Genomic DNA, 14,197 nt, shown 5'->3' on the forward strand with positions numbered 1-14,197 from the left:
CCTCTGGCGGACGCGCCAGGGCGCGCGGCGCCTCGGGGGGATGCCGCTCTCTAGTTCACCATGCGGCCCCGGCCTTCCCAGTAGGGGGCCTGCACCGCGCGGCGCATGACCTTGCCGTTGGGGTTCTTGGGCAGCGTGGGCACGAACTCGATGCGCCGGGGCCGCTTGAAGCCACCCAGGTGCTGCGCGCAGAAGGCGTCGATGGCGGCGCTGACCTCGTCGCCCGCCGTGTGGCCGGGCTTGAGCACCACGTGCGCGGCCACGGCCTCGCCCCACTTGTCGTCGGGCACGGCGAACACGCAGGCATCGGCGATCGCGTCGTGCTGGTACAGCACGGCTTCCACCTCGGAGGGGTACACGTTGAAGCCGCCGCTGATCACCATGTCCTTCTTGCGGTCCACGATGTAGACAAAGCCTTCGTCGTCCATGCGGGCCAGGTCGCCCGTGTGGTACGCACCGTCCTTGAGCACCTCGGCCGTGAGCTCGGGCGCGCGCCAGTAGCCCGCGAAGACGTCGTCGCCGCGCACCACGATCTCGCCGATCTCGCCCGTGGCCACGGGCCGGCCGTCGTCGCCCAGGATCTGCACGTCGCATTCGAGGAACGGCCGCCCGCACGATGCCAGGCGCTCGGGCCGCGCGGCGCGGGCAAACAGATGGTCTTCCACCGACAGGCCACAGACACCCGAGGTCGTCTCGCCCGCGCCATAGCCTTGCTGCAGGATGGGGCCGAACACGTCCATGGCCTTCAGGATGCGCGCGGGCGCCATGGGGGCGGCGCCATAGCCCAGGCGCAGCAGGTCCGGCAGGGGGCGGTACTGGCCCTCCAGCTCGGCCAGCAGCATGTTGATCATGGTGGGCACCATGAAGGTGTGCGTCACGCGGTCGGCGCGCATGTCGGCGATGAAGCGCGCGGGCTCGAAGCCGTTGAACAGGCGGATGGTCACGCCCTGGCACAGCGCGGGCACGATCTGCATGCCCGATGCGTGCGTGATCGGCCCCACCAGCCCCAGGATGTGCCCGGGCTGCTGTCCGTCCGAGCGCGTGAGGAACTTGCGCAGCTGCGCCAGCCGGTTGCCAAAGGTCTGCATGGCCGCCTTGAGCACGCCCGACGAGCCCGAGGTGTAGTGCAGCACGGCCACCTCGTGCTCGTGCACCTGCACGGGACTGAAGGCATCGCTGGCCTGCGCCAGTGCGGCCTCGTAGCTTGCGGCACCTGCGCCATCGAGCAGCAGCAGGCGAGGCATGCCGCCCTGCAGTGCCTGCTCCACGTGCGGGCGGATGGCCTCGGCCCGCTCGGCCGTGGTGACGATGAGGGCGGCATCGCTGTTGGCCGCCACGGCGCCCACTTCGGCGGGCGACAGCCGTGCGTTGAAGGGTGCCTTGACGAGCCCGGCCTTGTAGCAGGCGATCTCGATCTCGACGATTTCCACGCAGTTGGGCAGGTAGATGCCCACGCGGTCGCCGCGCGCCAGGCCCAGGCCGAGCAGGGCGTTGGCCAGGCGGTTGGAGCGCTGCTCCAGCTCGGCATAGGTGACGCTGCGCGCGGGGCTCTTCACGGCCACGCGCCGGGCGTGCGTCCGGGCGCTCCTGGCGACAAGCGCGCCCACGTTGGCGACCGCGCGGGGAGGGAGGGGGGAGGGGGTGGTAATGGCTGTCTCCTGAAACACCGGCCCCGTCGAGCGCGGGGCATGGGGCCACTGTTCCAGAAGACGGGGGTATCAGGGAAATACCGATTGCTGATGGGGAGGTATCAGATGAATTGATGGCCTTGCTGCCGGCCACCACCCTGGGAACACTATTTCGCCTTGGCGCGGGCGGCGGGCTTTCTGCCGGCGGGCCTGGCGGCATTGAGCTCCACCGCAGCGCGGATGAGCGCCTTGAAGGCATCGGCATCCACCTCATCGCCTTCATGGATGTCGATGGCCCGCCGCGCGTTGCCGTCCAGGCTGGCGTTGAAGAGCCGGGCCGGGTCGGGCAGCGAGGCCCCCTTGAGGAAGGTGAGCTTCACCGACGCCTTGTAGCTCTCGCCGGTGCACAGGATGCCGCCCAGCGACCACACGGGCGTGCCCATCCACTTCCATTCCTCCACCACGCCGGGCGCGGCCTCGTGGATGAGCTGGCGCATGCGGGCCAGCGCGCGGCCGCGCCAGTCGGCGAGGTCGGCGATGCGCTGGTCGATGAGGGTGGAGGCGGGCTGGTTGTTTGTGGTGCTGGTGGATGGCATGCGTGTCTCCTGCGGCTGGTTTTTCGGGAAGGCGTGCGATCAATCTGCAGCGCAGGATGTTCCTGCGGCCTGCAGCACCGCCTTGATGAACCGCGCTTTCTCGTCGCGGTATCGGTCCATCCCATCGGATGCGAACCGCTGTTTGAGCTGGTTGTACTGGGTTACCAGCGCAGGGTCGGCGCGCAAGGCATCGCGAAAATGCAGAAAGAACTCGAACTCCGAGCCACGCGCTACCACCTGCAGTGCAACGTCCATGGTGGTGTCGGCTGACAAAAGCATGCACAGCGCGGGCGTGCGCAGCGTGCCGGCCTTGGCCACGTAGCCCGCAGCTTCCAGGGCTTCGACACTGCGTGCGTGGTCCTGCGCCGGTACCAGCAAGCAGATGTCCAGGTCGCCCTTGGAGATGGCGCCTGGGATGGACGAGGCACCGATGTGTTCGATGATGGCGTGGGGCACAAGCCTGGCGACTTCAGCGGCCACCGCCGCGAAGGTGGCTGCTGCCTGGTCCTGGTACTGCGCGGATTCGAGCAATGTCACCCTGGGCATCCTCACACCACCGCCTCCCACTTCCCCGACACCACCAGTTCCAGCACCACCGCGATCAGCGCCTCCATCACCACCTGCATCACGCCGTCCACCTCGCGGTCGGCGGTGGTGGCCAGGGTATAGCTGCGCGTCAGCTCGGGGTTGACCACGCGGGCCACCATCCAGTCGGGGCCGGCGGCAGGCGCGTCGCCCAGCGCGCAGGCGGGCGTGAAGGTGAAGCCGCCCCCGCACGCGTACAGCGACCGGATCACGCGGGCGGAGTCGTGTTCGTGGGCGATGTTCAGGGCCACGCCGCGCGCGGCGGCGGCTTCTTCCACCCGCTGGCGGATGGAGTAGCGGCGCGACTGCAGCACCAGGGGCTGCGCGGCGGCGTCGGCGAAGTCGATGGTGGGGCGCGCGGTGGCGGCCGCCGCGCCCGCAACGGTGCCGGTAGTGGCGGCGATGGCGTCGGCACCCGGTGGCTTGCGCAGCAGCGCCCGCACGGCGCCGCCGGGGTCGTGCCCGCAAAAATACATGGCCTCGCGCACCAGCGGGCGGCAGTGCAGGCCCTCCACCTGCGCCGCGTCCACCAGGATGCCGATGTCCGCGCGGCGGTCGAGCATCGCCTTTTTCACCATCAGGCTCAGGTCGTCCAGGACAAAGACGCGGATGCGCGGGTGCGACTCCTTCAGGTGCGCCAGCAGCGGGCCCATGATCAGCGACGAGAGCAGGAACGGCACCGCGATCGTCGCCGAGCCCTCGGGCCCCTGCGGCAGGCGCTGGATGCGCTCGCGCATCGCGGCGGCGTCGCTCAGCAGGCGGCGGGCGTCTTCGTACAGCTGCTGCCCGGCGGGCGTGGGCGTGACGCCGGCGTGCGAGCGCTCGAACAGCCGCGCGCCCAGCTCGCCCTCGAGCTTCTTGATCTGCGCGGTGAGCGCGGGCTGGGCGATGTACAGCGTGCCCGCCGCGCGCGAGAGGCTGCCGGCTTCCAGCACGGCGATGAAGTAGCGGAGCGCGCGCAGGTCCATGGGGCAGGGCGGAATCTGGGGGAGGAAGGAGGGTGGTCGGCGGATGAATCGCACGCAACTCTAACCTGCCCGCCACCCCGGGCCGGGGGTATGCGGAGGGCGAGTTTGCAAACGCGTTTTTCTTCGTTGGGGCGCGGGCTCCGCGCGCGGATCATGCCCTTCAACCCCATCCCCCAACCGCTTATCCCGCAGGAGCCCGCTATGCCCGTCCAGTTCATCGGCATGATCCAGCCGAACGAAGTGTCAGAAACCATTCCCCGCCGTGGCCCGGCGGTGGACCCCGCCTATGTGCGCGTGTTCGCCCAGGCGCACGAGCACGCGGGCTTCGACCGCATCCTGGTGCCCGCCAGCTCATCGAGCCCCGACACGCTGCTCACCGCCACCTACGCGGCCTCGGTCACGCAGAAGATCGGCCTGCTGCTGGCCCACCGCCCCGGCTTCGTGGCGCCCACGCTGGCCGCGCGCCAGCTGGCCACGCTGGACCACTACACCGGCGGCCGCCTGGCGGTGCACTACATCAGCGGCGGCTCGGACGAAGACCAGCAGCGCGACGGCGACTTCCTCGGTCACGACGAGCGCTATGCGCGCACCGACGAATACCTCGGCATCCTGCGCCGCGTGTGGGCCGAGGACAAGCCCTTCGACCACGAAGGCACCTACTACCGCGCCAAGGGTGCCGTGTCCGAGGTGAAGCCGCTGCAGGGCCAGCGCGTGCCCATCTACTTTGGCGGCGCATCGGCCCCCGCCTTGCAGGTGGCCGGCAAGCATGCCGACGTGTACGCGCTGTGGGGCGAATCGCTGGCCCAGGCCGGCGACCTGGTGCGCCGCGTGCGCGCCGAGGCCACCTTGCACGGCCGCCATGTGGATTTCAGCATCTCGTTCCGTCCCATCCTGGGCAAGACCGAGGACGAGGCCTGGGCCAAGGCCGAGCGCATCCTGGACGACACCCGCCGCCTGCGCGTGCAGCAGGGCTATGCACGCGGCGTGGGGCCGCAGCAAAGCGAAGGCGCGCAGCGCCTGCTGGCCGATGCGGCCAAGGGCGACCGCGTGGACGAACGCCTGTGGACGGCCATCGCGCGCGAGATTGGCGGGCGGTCCAACTCCACCTCCCTGGTCGGCACGCCCGAGCAGGTGGCCGACGCGCTGCTCAAGTACTACGACCTGGGCATCACCACCTTCCTCATCCGGGGCTTCGACCCGCTGGTGGATGCCATCGACTACGGCCGCGAGCTGCTGCCCCTGGTGCGCGCCAAAGTGGCTGAACGCGACGGCGAGCACGCCGCGCAAAGCCTGCGCAAGGCAGCCTGATGAGCGGCCGCATCGACCACGCCGAGGGCAACCGCCCCGGCATCGGCAGTGACGACAGGGGCAGCGCCGGCCACCGCAGCCGCCCCGGCGCATCGCGCCGCCAGTGGCTGCAGCAGGCGGCGGCCCTGTCGGTGGGCGCCACCGGCATCCTGGGCCCGGGCTCCGCCGCCCGCGCCCAGGCGCAGGCACCTGCGGCATCGCTGGTGCTGGGCGACCAGGCCGGTGGATTGCGTGCCCTGTTCGAAGCCGCCCGCACGCTGGAGGGCGCACCGTTTGCCTGGCGCTGGGCCAACTTCCAGGGCGCTGCGCCACTGTTTGAAGCGCACCGCAGCGGCGCGGTGGACACCGCCATGGCCGGCGACCTGCCCGTACTGGCGGCCGCGGTGGGCAAGACGCCGCTCAAGATCGTGGCCACCCGCGTCGGCCAGCCCGACTCGCTGGGCATCGTGGTGCAGGGCGACTCGCCGCTGGGCAAGGTGGCCGACCTGCGGGGCAAAACCGTCATCGTCTCGTCCGCGCGCGGCAGCATCTCGCAATACCAGCTGTACGGCGCGCTGGAAGAGGCGGGCGTCAAGCGCGAGGAGGTCACGGTCAAGTTCGTGCTGCCCACCGACGCAGCCGCCGCCTTCGCCTCCCGGCAGATCGACGCCTGGGCGATCTTCGACCCCTACTACACCATCGCCCTGCAGCAGGGCGGCCGCATCCTGCGCGACGGACGCGGCATCAACACCGCCCTGGGCTTCATCACCGCCACCGAGGCCGCCCTGGCCGACCCAGCCAAGCGCGCCGCCATCGTGCAGTACCTGGACCGCCTGGCCCGCGCCGGCGACTGGGCCCTGGCCCACCGCGAGGCGTATGCGCAGGTCTACACCCAGCTCACGCGCCTGCCCATCGACGCCTCGCGCATCATCACCGGGCGCGCGGCCATCGCGGCCCGGCCCGTGACGCAGGCGGATGTCACGGCGCTGCAGACGGTGGCGGACCGTTCCGCGCGAGATGGGATCCTGCCGGTGCGGGTGGATGTGGCGGCGATCACGGATATGCAGGTTTGGCGAGGGGCCGTGTGAGCAGTGGATTCTCTGTTTTGAATGAAAAATGGCCCTGGCGCTTTCTGGTCAAGCGCTGGGTGCTATTGAAACGAGAGCGGACGATGTGCCGCTCTTTTTCTTTCGGCCGTGAGGAGATCCGGGCCGAACTAGCGCACGAGGCCTGACAATTCACTCCAGCCAACGCCGCTTCGTGGCGCGGCTTCACGGCCAGGCGCCAGCCGGCAGTCGGCACGGGGGCGCGCCTCGCGAAGGGGCTCGTGCACGGGAGCCAGGCGGCGAGCGGCTCGTTGCGTATCTCGCACGGAGGACACCATGGGACTCTTGACCTTCAGCATCAACGTCACCCTGGACGGCTGCGTCGACCACCAGGAAGGAATCGCCGACGAGGAGACACACGCCTTCTTCACCCGCCTCATGGACGAGAACGGGGCGATGCTGTGGGGCCGCGTGACCTACGAGATGATGGAGAGCTACTGGCCAGCGGTGGCGCGTGGCGACGTGGAGGCGCCGGCGGCGGTGCGCGAGTGGGCGGTCAAGCTGGAGGCCAAGCCAAAGTACGTGGTGTCCTCGACGCGAAAGGACTTCCCGTGGACCCGCAGCCACCACATCGCCGGCGACCTGCGCACGGGCGTGCAGCAGCTCAAGGACGCGACCCCAGACGGCGTACTTCTCGGTAGCGGCAAGCTCGCGACCGAGCTGGACCGGCTGGATCTGATCGACGAGTACCAATTGCTTGTCCATCCCAGGATCTCCGGCCACGGCCCAACCCTGTACGAGAGCGGTCTGCCCGGTACGCGGCGGCTCGCGTTGATCTCGGCGAGGCCGCTGCGCTGCGGCGCGGTCGCCATGCACTACCGGCGCGCGCGCTGAGGCCGGGAGGGGCCCTGCCGCCTCACGGCGTGCAGCCCTTGGACGGGTCCGCGCTGCGCGGCCCGCCGGTGAGGCGGGCGTTGCGGCGGCGCCGCCAAAAAAAGCCACCGGCAGCCCCTGGCCGGGACGCGTCTTGCATCTGGCGCTCAGCCCGCCACCGCCCGCATTCCCACCAGCCCGGGCATCGCGCCCCGCATCGCCTCCAGGAACAACCGCAACCGCGCCGGATAGAACCGCGCGTAGGGGTACACCAGGTACACCGGCAGCGGCGCGGCGTGCCATGTGGGCACCAGGTGCAGCAAATGCCCCTGCCGCACATCGTTGTCCACGATCCACGCCGATGAAATGCATGCCCCCAGTCCGGCCAGGGCGGCGCTGCGCAGGGCGTACAGGCTGTCGGTGGCCAGGCGCGGTGTGATGCCGAAGGTGTGGGCCTCCCCGCTGGGCTCGTGCGCCAGCGTCACGTCGCGCCGGTAGAAGGTGCTGAGCGCCAGCCAGGGCAGCCGCTGCAGGTCCTGCGCATGCTCGGGCGTGGGGCGCCCGGCCATGAGGGCCGGGGAGGCGAGCACGATGCGGGGCACTTCGGCCAGGCGCACGGCCACCACGCTGGGGTCGTCCACCGCGCCGACCTGGATGGCGCAGTCGATGCCTTCGGCGATGAAGTTGGGGCGGCGGTCGTGCAACATCCATTCCACGTCCACCTCGGGGTAGCGGCGCAGGTAGGCCATCAGCGGGGCGATGAACTGGTCTTGCCCGAAGGCGTGCGGTGCCAGCACGCGCAGGGTGCCGCGCGGGGTGTCGGCCGTGCCGCGCAGGTCGTCTTCCATGGCGCGCCAGTCTTCCAGCAGGGCCTTGGCGTGGGCAAAGCAGCGTTCGCCGTCTTCCGTCAACTTCATCACGTGCGTGGAGCGCTGCAGCAGCTTGATGCCCAGGCTGCGCTCCAGCGCCTGCAGGCGGCGGCTCACGGTGGGCTGGCTGGTGCCCAGCTGCTGGGCGGCGGCAGACAGGCTGCCGGTCTCCACGATGCGGATGAAGGTCTGCATCAGCTCGATGCGGTCGGCGCCGGGCGGCAGGGTGATGGTCATGCGTCAAGCGTATAACAAATCTGCAGCTTGGCCCACTACCCAAGGGGAGGATGCGCTAGAACAATCGCACCATTCCTTTTGTTGAGCGGGTTTGAGATGTCTTCCATTCAAAATTTGCATGCAACAAGCCCTGCCGCCGGCACGGCCCCGGCGCGGCCGCCTGCCGAGGGCGCGGTGAGCGCGCCGCTCTTGCTGCTGCTGGCCACCACGGCGGGGCTGAGCGTGGCGTCGCTGTACTACAGCCAGCCCATGCTGGGCGTGCTGGGGCCCGACATGCAGGCCGACAGCCGCGTGGTGGGCCTGGTGCCCACGCTCACCCAGCTGGGGTATGCGCTGGGCATTCTGCTGCTGGCCCCGCTGGGCGACCGGTATGACCGGCGCCGCATCATCGTCATCAAGTCCATCGCGCTGATGCTGGCCCTGCTGCTGAGCGGCCTGGCGCCCGGCATGGGCGCGCTGCTGGCGGCCAGCCTGGCCGTGGGCCTGGCGGCCACGGTGGCGCAAGACGTGGTGCCCGCCGCCGCCACGCTGGCCCCGGCCGCGCAGCGCGGGCGCATGGTGGGCATCGTGATGACCGGGCTGCTGCTGGGCATCTTGCTGTCGCGCGTGGTCAGCGGCTTCGTGGCGCAGCAGTGGGGCTGGCGCACGGTGTATGTAGCGGCGGCGGTGGCCATTGCGCTGCTGACGGTGGCCGTGTGGCGCGGGCTGCCGCGTTTCGCGCCCACCACGCAGCTGGGCTATGGGGCGTTGATCGGCTCGATGGTGGCACTGTGGCGCCAGCACGGTGCACTGCGCCGCGCGGCGTGGGCGCAGGGCCTGCTGGCCGTGGGCTTCAGCGCGTTCTGGTCCACGCTGGCGATGATGCTGCACAGCCAGTTTCAGCTGGGCACGGCGGCTGCGGGTGCGTTTGGCCTGGCCGGGGCTGCGGGCGCACTGGCCGCGCCCCTGGCGGGGCGCCTGGCCGACAAGCGCGGGCCCGAGGTCGTGACCCGCTATGGCGCCGGGCTGGCGGCCGCATCGTTTGCCGTGATGGCGCTGGCGCCGCTGCTACCGGCACAGGCGCAGCTCGCGTTGATCGTGGCCAGTGCCATCGGTTTTGACTTTGGCGTGCAGGCCACGCTGGTGGCGCACCAGACCATCGTGTACGGCATCGACCCCGCCGCGCGCAGCCGGCTCAATGCGCTGCTGTTCACGGGCATGTTCATCGGCATGTCGGCCGGCGCGGCGCTGGGCAGCCTGGTGCTGGCGCAGTGGGGCTGGCTGGGGGTGGTGGCGCTGGCCACCGCGGGGTCGCTGGCGGCCCTGGGGGCGCGGATGGTGGGGAGGGCACCCTGATTGGAGTGAAAATGGCCTTTCGTGCTTGTTGGACAAGCGCTGGCAGCTATGAAAAAAAGAGCGGCCATCGGGCCGCTCTTTTTCTTTTTCTTGGGGCTGCGTCATCCGGCAGGCTGACTCAGGCCTTTTTCACCTCGATGTGGTAGAGCCCCCAGGGGCACAGGCCAAAGCGCTCTTTCACCGGCTTGTCCTTGAACGCGGGCAGCACATCGGCGTCGTACACGGCCCACTGGGGGCCCAGGCCGCCCAGGGCCATGGGCTGGCCGTCGATGTGGGTGGCGACGATCATGCGGTAGGCCTGCGCGTCGGCCATGCTGATGGTGACGTTGTAGCCGTCCACCGCGCGCAGCACCATCTGCACCGGGCTGCCCGCCGCCACGCCCGCTGCCGCGAGCACGGTGGTGAGCAGGGGGCCTTTGAGCGTGTGGGGCTTGGCGTCGTACTCCAGCGTGGGTTTGATGGTGACGGCCGCCATGCGCTGCAGGGCGGCGGCGTCGAACGCGTGCGCCTGGGTGAACTGGATGCCATGCTTGCCCATCATCTGGTCGATGGTGGGGTCCAGCGCGCCACGGTTGGGCTTGGTGATGGCGCCGCTGATGGTCAGCAGCGCGGGGTTGCCGGAGGCGGCGGGCGGGGCCGCGTGGCTGCTGCCGGTGGTGGTCCACAGCCCTGCCAGTCCCATGCTGGCCGCGACGAAATGGCGCTTTTGCTTGTTCATCATGCTCCTCGTTGTGGTTGAGGGGCGCATGGTAAGCGCAAGGCGGGCTGGTGCCACGCAAAAAATGACCGGCCGGCCGGATGCCGGCCGGTGCATTGCCTCAGCCCGCCGTGGCCAACCCGGGCGGCTGCAGCACGCTCTTGAAGCTGCGGTCCCACAGCGGTGCGACCTGCGCCGGGCCGTCGAGCACGCCCAGCTGCAGGAAGGCATCGGCCACGGCCTGGTGCCCTTTGACCACGGCGTCGTCCACGGGGCGCAGGTCGTAGTCGGTGCTGCGGTTGTTCCACAGCTCGATCAGGTCGCCCACGGGCACGCGGGTTTCGGCGGACTGGGCCCGGGCGTACTCAAGGTAGTTGCCGTTAGCCCACAGGTAGGCGCGGCGCAGGCGCTGCAGGTAGTCGCTGATGGCGGCGTGCCGGGCCGGGTCTTCCACCGCGCGCGGGTTGGCGTAGATGGGGAAGTTGCCAGACAGGTAGCCCTGGCCGGTCTTGAGCACGCGCGCGCCGTAGCGCAGCCGCGCCAGCTGGCCGTTGTAGCCATAGATGGCCCAGGCATCCAGGTCGCCCCGGTCGAAGGCCGAGAGCCCATCGGCCGGCGTGAGGTTGATGGCGCTGATGTCGGCGAACGACAGGCCCGCCTCGGCCAGTTGCCGGCTCAGGTAGTAGTGCGAGGTGGTTGCGCGCACGTAACCCACGCGCTTGCCCTTGAGGTCCGCGATGCGCTGGATGGGCGCGTCCTTGCGGGCCAGCGTGACCTGGTTGTGGAGGTCTTCGCGCACCACCGCGATGAAGCGCACCTGTGCCTTCTGGCGCGCGGCGAACAGGGCCGGGATCTCGCTGCCCGAGCCCAGGTCCAGCGCGTCGCCGTTCAGGGCCTCGATGTGCAGCACGCCGTTGTTCAGCTCGCGCCATTCGATGCGGTAGGGCGTGCGGCCCTGGCCGGACGCGGCGATGAGGGCACGCCACAGGCCCTTGTAGGTGCCGATGCGCAGTGTCACCTTGGAGAGGTCGGGTGCGGGTGGCGTGGGTGGCGCGGCCAGCGCGGGCACGCCCGTCGTGGCGGCCCAGGCGGCGGCGCCCAGGCCGGCCTGGATGAGGTGGCGGCGGTTCAGGGGTTGGGGTGTGTGGGGCATGGCGGGCAGGTTCGTGGAGCAATGGGACAGGCCGCGAGGTTCCGACAAGCGCTACGGCTGCGCAAAGACCATTGCGTAGCATCGATATGCGCTAAATGCGGCACCCGCAAGGGTCCCCGGCAAACAGGCTTCCGCGAAACTGCGGATGCCCCAATGAACCGGAGCCTCCGTCCCCGCAGAGGAGTGCGCACTGGGCTCCTATAACCAGAAGCATCCTGGTGCGATGTCAATGAAATTGACGGGCTGCGTCCAAGGGGGTCTGGGCGTACGATGGATGGCCGCTGGCGTTGTAGCAATATCCTGCAGCTCTCCGTCCCGGGGAGCCGGGGCTTCGTGTTTTTTCACTCCCACTTTAATGTGCGTGAGAAATACAGGGCATGAACGAAAGACGAGAATTTCTCCGATAGAGATTAATCCGATCAAGAGCGTGGCTGGCAACGGCCTCGTTGTTATTTTTCGCAGCTTCATCCTTTTGTAATGTACTTGTCCAACAGAATAAAAATAATTTGCGTAGTTGGCACCAGGCCAGAGGCCATTAAAATGGCGCCGCTGATTATCGCATTGCGTAGCACCAGCTGGGCATCAGTGCGAATTGTTTCGACAGGACAGCATCCTGTTCTGGTCGAGAAGATGCTTTCTCATTTTTCGCTGGCTCCAGATATCATTTGTGAGGTGATGGCGCCAAACCAAAGCCTGTCGAAACTGACGATTCGGTTGCTTGGTGAACTGGATCGTTGTTTTCAGGCTGAAAAACCGGATATTGTGATTGGGCAAGGGGACACAACATCCGTAATGGCTGCAGCGCTTGCTGCATTCTATCTTCGCATTCCATTTGCGCACGTGGAGGCGGGCTTGCGAACCAGGGACTATGACAATCCATTTCCAGAAGAAATGAACCGTGTTGTGGTTGGAAATATGGCTCGGTGGCATTTTGCACCAACGGATATTGCTCGAAATAATCTCATTGAGGAAGGAAAAGCCGCCAATACCATTCATGTAACTGGTAATACGGTTGTTGATGCATTGCTCTATACGGCAGATCTTTGTCCATCACCGGTATCATCGGAATTTGAAAAATACAGAATGATACTGTTTACCGCACATAGAAGGGAGAATATCGGGGAACCTTTTTTTGAAATATGCCGAGCGGCAAGACATCTGGCTGATGTGCGGAATGACATCTTTATTCTCTTTCCGGTTCACCCGAATCCTGCCATAAAAAATGCAGCATATGCATATCTTTCGGATCATCCTAGGATTCGCCTTGTCCCGCCGCTTGATTATGTGGATTTCGTTGCGGCCATGAAATCTGCATTTTTCATACTGACTGACTCTGGTGGAGTCCAGGAAGAGGCGCCATCATTGGGAAAGCCTGTGCTTGTTTTGCGCAATGAAACTGAAAGACCCGAAGGCATAGACGCTGGAGTGACGAAGCTGGTAGGGTGTGATTTTGACTCCATTGTCAACTCATCGTTGCAGCTGCTTGATGATGATGCTCTCTATCAATCATTTTCATCGCGAAACTCCCCTTACGGCGATGGCCGTGCATCCGCAAGAATTGTGGATATATTGCAAGAGGCATTGACCAAAAGTAGCTATGCGCATTCTTCTGATCGCCTATGAGTTTCCTCCCATCGTCTCAGCACAGTCACTACGATGGTTCTATCTGGCGAATGAACTGGCAAGGCTCGGCGTAGAAGTGCATGTACTTTGTCCCGATATGCCCGCATTGCCACCCTTTCACCAGGATTTTGCGCCTGGAGTGATCATCCACCGGGTTTGGCCTGGGCCGTATGTTGGCTTTTCGCAGAGTGCCTATTTATATATATCCAGGCGATCACAAGGTGCTGGTGTTGTGGGCCCCATTGGCGGTGACTCCATTTGGCTAAAAATGCATCGCTGGGGGCGTCGTGCACTCGATCAGATCATATTTCCTGATCTGCGTACCGAATGGGTACCCACCGCATCTTTGCGTTTGATTCACTTGCTCAGAACGACGAAATTCAGTGCAATCGTGGCTTCCCATGAGCCCGGGGCCGACCTTCTTCTCGGCCTCCTGGCCAAACGGATCTTTCGAATTCCACTCATCATCGATCTTGCTGACCCGGTCGTTGCTCCTTATACGCCGCGCTGGCGTCAGCGAATTGATCTGGCCTTTGAGGCAAAAATTATCACCCATGCTGATGCGATGGTGGTGACGACAACGGCTGTTGTTGATCTTTTGAGAAAGCGCCATGACCTGCATGATGTTGACGGAAAATTCACATGCATCGCGCAGGGGTTTCCAAGTAAAAATAGTGGATTTATTGAAAACCGCGATCGATCGAAGTCTCTACGCCTTGTATATACCGGGAATTTTTACGCAGATTTCCGTTCGCCCGTCGAGCTGGCAATAGCGTTGCGATCGCTTCGTGATTTGGATATCTCAGTCGACTTTTACGGAAATCACGTCGCGTATCAATCACTGTTCGACGGTATTTCAGGCATCAAATTTCATGGGGTTGCCGATCATGGGAAATGCATTTTGGCACAGCAGAATTGCAATGTGCTGCTTAGCATTGGCAATAGCCAGCCATTCCAGATTCCAGGAAAGATTTATGAATATCTTGGTGCAGGCACTCCTATATTGCATATTTCCAGTGCGGCCACGGATGAGGCCGGAGCGCTGATCATGCGAGTCTGCGCGGGATGGGTTATCCAGAACAATGCAGCTTCAATTGAGCATACTCTTCGCGAAATTCATGCGTGCTGGTTGGGCGGGGCCCTGGAATCGATGTTTTTGCGGAATGAGAGTGCCATTGCCGAGTTTGCGTGGAGCAAGAGAGCAATTCATTACAAGGAGGTGATCCATAGAATTTTAGAAACCTCAAAAAATACCGGATCGGCAGATGATTCGGAACAAAAAAAGAAAAAGGAAATGTAG

The 14,197-nt window shown here is 66.0% G+C and carries 13 protein-coding genes; 6 read left to right on the forward strand and 7 right to left on the reverse strand.

Annotation, left to right across the window (positions count from 1 at the left end):
• Positions 1–50 precede the first annotated feature (50 nt).
• The 4 genes from AC07PV_RS00610 to AC07PV_RS00625 form a co-directional block, all read right to left on the reverse strand.
• Complete coding sequence (locus tag AC07PV_RS00610; RefSeq protein WP_494629074.1) at positions 51–1,667, reverse strand: AMP-binding protein; 1,617 nt, start codon at positions 1,665–1,667, stop codon at positions 51–53.
• A gap of 128 nt (positions 1,668–1,795) precedes the next feature.
• Positions 1,796–2,224 carry a DUF1801 domain-containing protein gene (locus AC07PV_RS00615; RefSeq protein WP_218294648.1) on the reverse strand — a complete coding sequence of 143 codons (429 nt, stop codon included), beginning with the start codon at positions 2,222–2,224 and terminating at the stop codon, positions 1,796–1,798.
• Positions 2,225–2,263: 39 nt separating this feature from the next.
• A complete protein-coding gene (locus AC07PV_RS00620; RefSeq protein ID WP_218294649.1) occupies positions 2,264–2,761 on the reverse strand; it encodes a GrpB family protein in 498 nt (165 codons plus the stop codon).
• An 11-nt stretch (positions 2,762–2,772) separates the two neighbouring features.
• On the reverse strand, positions 2,773–3,777 hold the full coding sequence (locus AC07PV_RS00625) for a LysR family transcriptional regulator (RefSeq protein ID WP_218294650.1): 1,005 nt from the start codon (positions 3,775–3,777) through the stop codon (positions 2,773–2,775).
• A 201-nt stretch (positions 3,778–3,978) separates the two neighbouring features.
• Here AC07PV_RS00625 and AC07PV_RS00630 point away from each other — a divergent pair, with 201 nt between their 5' ends.
• The 3 genes from AC07PV_RS00630 to AC07PV_RS00640 all read left to right on the forward strand — a co-directional run bounded on the left by AC07PV_RS00630 (position 3,979) and on the right by AC07PV_RS00640 (position 7,004).
• On the forward strand, positions 3,979–5,085 hold the full coding sequence (locus AC07PV_RS00630) for an LLM class flavin-dependent oxidoreductase (protein WP_494629075.1): 1,107 nt from the start codon (positions 3,979–3,981) through the stop codon (positions 5,083–5,085).
• Complete coding sequence (locus tag AC07PV_RS00635) at positions 5,085–6,152, forward strand: ABC transporter substrate-binding protein (RefSeq protein WP_369642687.1); 1,068 nt, start codon at positions 5,085–5,087, stop codon at positions 6,150–6,152. Before AC07PV_RS00630 ends, AC07PV_RS00635 begins: the two co-directional genes overlap by 1 nt.
• Positions 6,153–6,446: 294 nt before the next feature.
• Positions 6,447–7,004, forward strand: a complete 558-nt coding sequence (locus AC07PV_RS00640; RefSeq protein WP_218341032.1) for a dihydrofolate reductase family protein — start codon at positions 6,447–6,449, stop codon at positions 7,002–7,004.
• Between the two features lie 146 nt (positions 7,005–7,150).
• Here the strand turns inward: AC07PV_RS00640 and AC07PV_RS00645 are convergent, their stop codons facing one another.
• Positions 7,151–8,089 carry a LysR family transcriptional regulator gene (locus AC07PV_RS00645; RefSeq protein WP_494629077.1) on the reverse strand — a complete coding sequence of 313 codons (939 nt, stop codon included), beginning with the start codon at positions 8,087–8,089 and terminating at the stop codon, positions 7,151–7,153.
• 96 nt (positions 8,090–8,185) lie between these two features.
• On the opposite strand from AC07PV_RS00645, the gene AC07PV_RS00650 reads away from it, so the two are divergent.
• A complete protein-coding gene (locus tag AC07PV_RS00650) occupies positions 8,186–9,424 on the forward strand; it encodes an MFS transporter (protein ID WP_494629078.1) in 1,239 nt (412 codons plus the stop codon).
• A gap of 118 nt (positions 9,425–9,542) precedes the next feature.
• Here AC07PV_RS00650 and AC07PV_RS00655 read toward each other — a convergent pair whose 3' ends face one another.
• Together AC07PV_RS00655 and AC07PV_RS00660 are read right to left on the reverse strand one after the other, a co-directional pair.
• Positions 9,543–10,142 (reverse strand): putative pterin-binding protein, encoded by a 600-nt coding sequence (locus tag AC07PV_RS00655; protein ID WP_494629080.1) that lies wholly within the window; start codon positions 10,140–10,142, stop codon positions 9,543–9,545.
• Between the two features lie 100 nt (positions 10,143–10,242).
• The gene (locus tag AC07PV_RS00660) at positions 10,243–11,274 is read right to left on the reverse strand and encodes an ABC transporter substrate-binding protein (protein ID WP_494629081.1); all 1,032 of its coding nucleotides are present in this window, start codon (positions 11,272–11,274) and stop codon (positions 10,243–10,245) included.
• Positions 11,275–11,751: 477 nt separating this feature from the next.
• Between AC07PV_RS00660 and wecB the strand changes: the two genes are divergently transcribed.
• Together wecB and AC07PV_RS00670 are read left to right on the forward strand one after the other, a co-directional pair.
• Positions 11,752–12,897 (forward strand): non-hydrolyzing UDP-N-acetylglucosamine 2-epimerase, encoded by a 1,146-nt coding sequence (wecB, locus tag AC07PV_RS00665; RefSeq protein ID WP_492910566.1) that lies wholly within the window; start codon positions 11,752–11,754, stop codon positions 12,895–12,897.
• Positions 12,872–14,197, forward strand: coding sequence for a glycosyltransferase (locus AC07PV_RS00670; RefSeq protein ID WP_492253390.1), 1,326 nt, complete (start codon positions 12,872–12,874; stop codon positions 14,195–14,197). The genes wecB and AC07PV_RS00670 overlap by 26 nt, the downstream gene beginning before the upstream one ends.

This window comes from Acidovorax sp. GW821-FHT09A11 (assembly GCF_059418365.1).

Coding starts and splice junctions, on each gene's coding strand:
- AC07PV_RS00640 (WP_218341032.1), top strand. CDS start 6,447: ATGGGACTCTTGACCTTCAGCATCAACGTCACCCTGGACGGCTGCGTC.
- AC07PV_RS00615 (WP_218294648.1), bottom strand. CDS start 2,224: ATGCCATCCACCAGCACCACAAACAACCAGCCCGCCTCCACCCTCATC.
- AC07PV_RS00660 (WP_494629081.1), bottom strand. CDS start 11,274: ATGCCCCACACACCCCAACCCCTGAACCGCCGCCACCTCATCCAGGCC.
- AC07PV_RS00635 (WP_369642687.1), top strand. CDS start 5,085: ATGAGCGGCCGCATCGACCACGCCGAGGGCAACCGCCCCGGCATCGGC.
- AC07PV_RS00625 (WP_218294650.1), bottom strand. CDS start 3,777: ATGGACCTGCGCGCGCTCCGCTACTTCATCGCCGTGCTGGAAGCCGGC.
- AC07PV_RS00645 (WP_494629077.1), bottom strand. CDS start 8,089: ATGACCATCACCCTGCCGCCCGGCGCCGACCGCATCGAGCTGATGCAG.
- AC07PV_RS00670 (WP_492253390.1), top strand. CDS start 12,872: ATGCGCATTCTTCTGATCGCCTATGAGTTTCCTCCCATCGTCTCAGCA.
- AC07PV_RS00630 (WP_494629075.1), top strand. CDS start 3,979: ATGCCCGTCCAGTTCATCGGCATGATCCAGCCGAACGAAGTGTCAGAA.
- AC07PV_RS00655 (WP_494629080.1), bottom strand. CDS start 10,142: ATGAACAAGCAAAAGCGCCATTTCGTCGCGGCCAGCATGGGACTGGCA.
- wecB (WP_492910566.1), top strand. CDS start 11,752: ATGTACTTGTCCAACAGAATAAAAATAATTTGCGTAGTTGGCACCAGG.
- AC07PV_RS00650 (WP_494629078.1), top strand. CDS start 8,186: ATGTCTTCCATTCAAAATTTGCATGCAACAAGCCCTGCCGCCGGCACG.